This is a genomic window from Sutterella massiliensis, assembly GCF_016899755.1.
GTDB lineage: Bacteria > Pseudomonadota > Gammaproteobacteria > Burkholderiales > Burkholderiaceae_F > Sutterella > Sutterella massiliensis.
The window spans coordinates 1-6,388 of record NZ_JACJJC010000033.1; the positions used below are offsets into that span (position 1 = coordinate 1).

Genomic DNA, 6,388 nt, shown 5'->3' on the forward strand with positions numbered 1-6,388 from the left:
CCCGGATATGCAGCCTGGAAGTGTGGCAGTGCCCCCGGGGAGAAGCCGCTTGGTATCTCGCTCGACTCGCCAAAGTCGAGTGTTTCTTCTGCTGCCTTGGCTTGCTCACCGGGAAGCCAACGCGGGAAACATTGCGTTTTTTCGAGAAAGTCGAGACATGGAATGTGATCGACCATCAAGCAAGAGTATTCTTTTGATCCTACCCCAGATGAACAGATGATTAAATTTTTTGTTTCACTGGTTGGAAAAAATAATGGCAACTTGGCAACTCGTTGGTTGATCAATCTGTTGAAATAAACAAAACTTCCAACAAAAGGTCTATATATTCCTTTGAAAATAGAAGTCTGTTCAAATTTTCCAATGATGCCTTGTTTTACTTTTGGCAGAATTCCACTATGCCAACTAATATTTGTCGGATCTTTTCGAACGAAATTTTCTATCTTTTCTTTTTTATCTGAGTCTATCCACCGTTTAACCTCACTATTGTAGGTGCTGATGTATTTTTGTATGTTTGAAATGAGAGTTTTCTTAGAGGATGAGTAACACCAAACATCACAATTAGTTTTTAGTCCGTTCGAATAATTTGTTCCGAAGATGGATGATTCATTAGTTTTCTTTCCATCGACGCGCATGAACTTTGCATAAGAATCATCTCGCTGATTCAGCCAGTCGCCGTGTGCGTCCGGAACGATCGCGTTCGTCTGGGTATAAGCCATGGAACGATCCTTGCGCAGGCAAGCAAGCTTTTCTTCGCGCGTCAGGTAATCATCAACCGCATGGAAGTAAATCTTTCCATGCTCTGCTGACGCCGGGTTCTTGATCAGAAAGACGATGGCAACCGGAGCACGGCTACCTTCTCCAAAAACTTTTCCTCCCTCCTGACGCGAGCGTTCGCCCGAAGTTCGTTGATTCCCTTTCAGGTGGTACACATAAACCGCCGAGAATTCTTCGGCCAGACACTTTCGCATGCCGTCTGCGCTGTTGGAATCGATCCAGCCGGCATTGGTGACAAAACCGATGATGCCTTTATCGCCGATGCGATCGGATGCCCAGCGATAGGCACGGATATAAGAGTCATACAACGAATTCTTGTTGACAGCCTCCGTCCTGGCCGCATACGTTTTGGCAATCCGATCGTCCAGCTCTTCATAGTGATCGTTCTGGTTATCATCGTTGGCATTGTCCTGACCAACGGAGTATGGCGGGTTGCCAATGATGACGCGAATGTCTTGCCGGTTCAGCTCTGCGAGGCGCGCATTGTTTTCACCGAGCGTCGTGCTGAAGATGCTGCTCTGCCGATTGTTGGCAAACGTATCGGTCCAGATCATCACCTTGTTCGGCTGGTACACTTTAGGCGAACGATGCAACCCTATCCGAACGTATGTTCGCATAGGGCCTAATGCCAAATTAACGAACAAATTTGTTCGTGCCCTCTAAACCAAACACCATGCCGAACTCGACCATTGTTGGCTATGCACGCGTCAGTAGCGTTGATCAGAACCTCGACAGGCAACTCGTTCAGCTGAAGGCTGAAAACGTTGAAAAACTATTCATTGACAAGGTTTCCGGTAAAAACCTGGATCGTCCGGGCTTTTCTGCGATGATGGAATACGTCCGCGAAGGGGATGTGTTGGTGATCTGTTCTATGGATCGCCTTGCAAGGAGCCTTATGGATCTGTTGGATGTCACACGAAAACTACAAAACAAAGGAGTGACCATCAAATTCCTTAAGGAAAAGATTGAATTGTCAGCCTCAGGGGAAACGTCGGCAATTAGCAAGCTTTTGCTTGCGATGATGGGGGCGGTTGCTGAATTTGAGCGATCGCTAATTAGAGAACGTCAACAGCAAGGAATTGCACTAGCAAAAGCTCGGGGTGTCTATCGCGGCAGAAAACCAGTTGATAGCGAACGTCTAGAAGAAGCTAAACGTCGCATAGCTTCAGGTGTACCTAAAACAAAAGTTGCTAAAGACCTGAAAATCGGTCGAACGACATTGTACAAATATCTTAAAAATTAATTCATGCCATTTGGAATCAGTTATGTCTGAATTTTCTAACAATGAATCCGCATTTGAAGCACTGCTTGAAAGTATCAAGCAGGCATCAAACAATATCAAAAGAGATGCGGGTACGCGCTTTGAAACGCTGATTAAAGATTGGCTGACGCAAGATCAATCATACTGCGATCTTTTCTCAAAAGTCGAAACATTCGAGGAATGGGCTTCGTCGCATACTGAGTTAGAACAGAATGGTAAAGATATTGGTATTGATCTCGTAGCGACCCTCGAAGACGATCCTGATGCCTTTGCTGCCATTCAATGCAAGTTTTACGACAAGGATGCGGTTGTCCCAAAGTCTGGTGTAGATTCATTCATTGCCGCTTCGAATCGCGATTACTTCAAGCAACGCTACATCATCACGACGAATGAAAACTGGTCAGAGAATGCCCTGACTGAGATGCAAAACGTTACGCCACCGATTCAGTTGGTTAGACGTTCGATGCTCGCGTCTTCACGGATCAACTGGTCTGTCTATCTGAACACAGGAAAGGTTGTTCAGCAAAAGAAGCGAACTCCGAGGAAATATCAGGAAGAGGCAATTCAGCGCGTGATTGAAGGTTTTAAGACGAATAATCGCGGCAAGCTGATCATGGCCTGTGGAACGGGGAAAACCTTCACCTCCATGAAGATAGCCGAAAAAATGGAGGGGAATAATGGATTTGTTATGTTCCTTGTTCCGTCCCTTGCGCTTCTTTCTCAGACTCTCACTGACTGGAAGCGTCAATGTGCCGTTCCGATCCATGCGTTCGCCGTATGCTCTGACGCAACAACGGGCAAGGCAGACCTCAAAAACGTTGATGAAATTACGTCCGCAAGCGACCTTAGCTATCCCGCAACAACCAAGGCCGACCGGCTCACCGAAGAGGTGAAGAAGGCTCGTAGCAAGACCGGGATGACGGTGATTTTCTCAACCTACCAATCTATTGAGGTTGTGAGCGAGGCGCAGCATAAGTTCGGGATGGAGGAAATTGGCCTTATCATCTGTGACGAAGCGCATCGTACGGCAGGGGGACATTATCAAGACGAGAGCGACGCCCCGTTCCAGAGAATCCATTCGGATGACTTTATCAAAGGCAAGAAACGCCTTTACATGACTGCTACCCCGAGGATTTACGGCGACCTTGTCAAGGAGCAAAAGAACAACGGCGAAGTTGTCCTGTACTCCATGGACGACGAGCAAATTTACGGCCCGACATTCCACACGATCACATTCTCCCAAGCGGTCGCATTAGGAAGTCTGGTCGATTACAAGGTAATCGTTCTTTCCGTTGAAGAGAACATTTTGAAGGAACGAGCCCTCAGCGACTACGAGCTAGTTCAGGCCGGCGGACTGCCTGTCAAGCACGCTGCGAAAGTGATCGGTTGTTGGCGAGCACTCTCCAAACTTGACCTGGTGAACGAAGTGTCAATGTCTGACGATCGCCAACCGATGCGGCGCGCCGTTGGCTTTGCGCAGATCATAGAACCGAACATAAAGTACCTTGACCGGACTTCTTCGAAGCGGTTCACGGAGAACTTCGAGTCCACGATCGAAGAGTTCAAGGATCAGCAATTCGAGGAATTGTCTAAGATAGATAAAAACCTCAGCCGAGAAGCCTACGATCTTGCCTATCCGTTGAAGTGCGAGACCCGTCACATAGACGGTTCCATGAACGCGACTGAAAAGGACGCTTTGCTTAACTGGCTGCGCGAAGAGCCGGAAGAGAATGTCTGCAAGATTCTCTTCAACGTCCGTTGCTTGTCTGAAGGCGTTGATGTGCCGTCGCTCGATGCGGTTCTCTTCTTATCGCCGCGCAAATCTCAGGTTGAGGTTGTTCAGACGGTCGGTCGCGTTATGCGCGTGTCGCCACAAACCGGCAAAAAGCGCGGCTATGTCATTATTCCGATCGTTACGCCGGCGGGGTTAGACCCCAGCGTGGCGCTAAACAACAATGCGGACTTCGATGTCGTTTGGCAGGTTTTGAATGCCTTGAAGTCGATCGATACCGAATTCGGCGCCATTGTGGACGGCCAGCGAAATATTATCGACAGCTCAAAAATTGAAGTAGTTTGTGTTACGAACAAAAAGTTAAATAAAAAGGCAAAGAAAAATCCGAAGATAATTAAGTCAAAACCAACGAAACCTACTCCTCCAGTTCAGGAAGTTTTCGACTTTAATCATGACGAAATTCTTGAGCAAGAGATTCGTGCGCGAATTGTAAAGCGCGTCGGAAATCGTCGTGAATGGGGCGATTGGGCCGAAGATGTCGGAAAAATTTGTCAGCTACAAATTAAGCACATCAACGATGTGCTTAAGGACCCCACAAAAACAAAATCCAGAGAAGCATTCGAGTCTTTCAAAAAAGAGCTCAAAGCGACGTTGAACGACAGTTTGACAGACGACGAAATCGTCGAGATGCTGGGGCAACACGTCGTCACGCAGCCTATTTTGGATGCGCTGTTCACTATCCAAACAAGTGAAGGAACGTCTTACGAATTCTCAAAGCAGAATCCTATCGCAATTGCGATGACGTCCATGATGGATTCTCTTGATAAGGAATCCATGAAATTAGCGACTAAATCTCTTGAGGATTTTTATCGATCCGTCCGGAATCGTACAAGGACAATTAAAACTTCGTCAGATCGTCAATTACTTATTAAAGAGCTCTTCGAAAAATTCTTCAAGGCAGCCTTCCCCAAGCAACAGGAAAAACTTGGGATTGTCTATACCCCGATCGAAATTGTCGACTTCATTAATCAGTCAGTGGCTGATCTACTGAAGAAGGAATTCAACTGCAGTATCGCGGATGACGGCATTCACATTCTTGATCCGTTTTCAGGAACTGGCACCTTCATTGCACGGTTGATGCAAAGCGGCTTGATCCCCACGGACCGATTGCCAAACAAGTTCGAGCATGAACTTCATGCGAATGAAATCGTTCCGTTGGCATATTACGTTGCCTCAATGAATATCGAGGGGGTCTTCCATGAGCTCTGCCCGAATGAGGTGTACCAGCCGAACAAAGTGATGATTTGGACCGATACGTTTGCCAACAATCGGCAGAGCGACATCTTCAGCACGACACTCGGTGAGAACAACGCTCGACTTGCGGAACTGAACCGGCAGGACATCCGCATCATCATCGGCAACCCGCCATACTCCGTTGGTCAGGACAATGCCAACGATAATAACCAGAACGATCACTATGAAGAGCTGGACGATCGGATTGCCAAAACGTATGCGGCCCGGACGGAGGCTGTCAACAAGAATTCGTTGTATGACTCCTACATCCGCGCCTATCGCTGGGCGTCCGATCGCATCGGCGATAAAGGCATCATCGGCTTTGTCACCAATGCCGGCTGGATCGATTCCAACAGCGCCGACGGCATGCGCAAGTGCCTTGCTGAGGAGTTCTCGGCGATCTACGTGTATCACCTGAAGGGAAATGCAAGAACGCAAGGCGAGCAGCGCCGTAAAGAAAAAGACAATGTTTTTGGTGAAGGTAGTCGTGCCCCGGTCGCCATCGTCTTCCTGGTCAAGAACCCGGCGTCAGCAGAGCATGGAAAGATTTACTTCCATGCGGTCGATGACTATCTGACGCGCGAGGAAAAACTGGCTTGTCTGCGCCTCGATGCGTCTATGGTCTATACCCAGACGAACGTGATCGTTCCGGATGCACACGGGGACTGGTTGAATCAACGAGATGACAGCTTTGTTTCATTTTGGCCGTTAATTTCTAAAGAACTTACATCCTCAATTTTTAAAGATGTATCAAGAGGACTTGAAACAGGCAGAGACGTCTGGTCAATTAACAGTTCAATTGATAAGTTGTCTGAAAACATTGCAAAGCTAATAAATACGTATAACAACGATCTGACAACAGGTGTAAGAACTCTTGATCCAAGTAAGATTAAATGGACTTCGTCTCTTCAAAATTTTGCGAATAAGGGAATAAAAATAACTTTCAATAAGAAAAGCATTACTGAAATATTATATAGACCATTTTTTATTCAAAAGGCTTACAACGCTAAAGAGTTAATACATCGCGTAGGGCACTTTGCAAAATACTTTCCACAGAAACAAAGTCAAAATCTGATAATCTGTTCGTCTGGGGTAGACAATCTGGTCATCTGCATCAATCAGAATGCAAAAGATGCTGGACAAATAGCCTTGATGACAGATCACATTGCTGATCTGCACTTTAATGGTGACACTCAGTGTTTCCCGCGTTGGCTTCCCGGTGAGCAGGCCAAGGCAGCAGAAGAAACACTCGATTTTGGCGAGCCGAGCGAGATACCGAGCGGCTTCTCCCCGGAGGCACTGCCACACTTCCAGACTGCATATCCGGA

General features: G+C 47.1%; 3 protein-coding genes. 2 read left to right on the forward strand and 1 reads right to left on the reverse strand.

What is annotated here, in order from left to right; all coding sequences use genetic code 11:
• Positions 1-1,328, reverse strand: a 1,328-nt coding sequence (locus H6A60_RS10880) for a type ISP restriction/modification enzyme (protein ID WP_338054868.1), incomplete at its 3' end; no start/stop codon positions are given.
• 119 nt (positions 1,329-1,447) lie between these two features.
• On the opposite strand from H6A60_RS10880, the gene H6A60_RS10885 reads away from it, so the two are divergent.
• Positions 1,448-2,017, forward strand: a complete 570-nt coding sequence (locus tag H6A60_RS10885; RefSeq protein WP_205104515.1) for a recombinase family protein — start codon at positions 1,448-1,450, stop codon at positions 2,015-2,017.
• Between the two features lie 22 nt (positions 2,018-2,039).
• Positions 2,040-6,388: type ISP restriction/modification enzyme (locus H6A60_RS10890; RefSeq protein ID WP_205104517.1), on the forward strand; the 4,349-nt coding region annotated here is incomplete at its 3' end.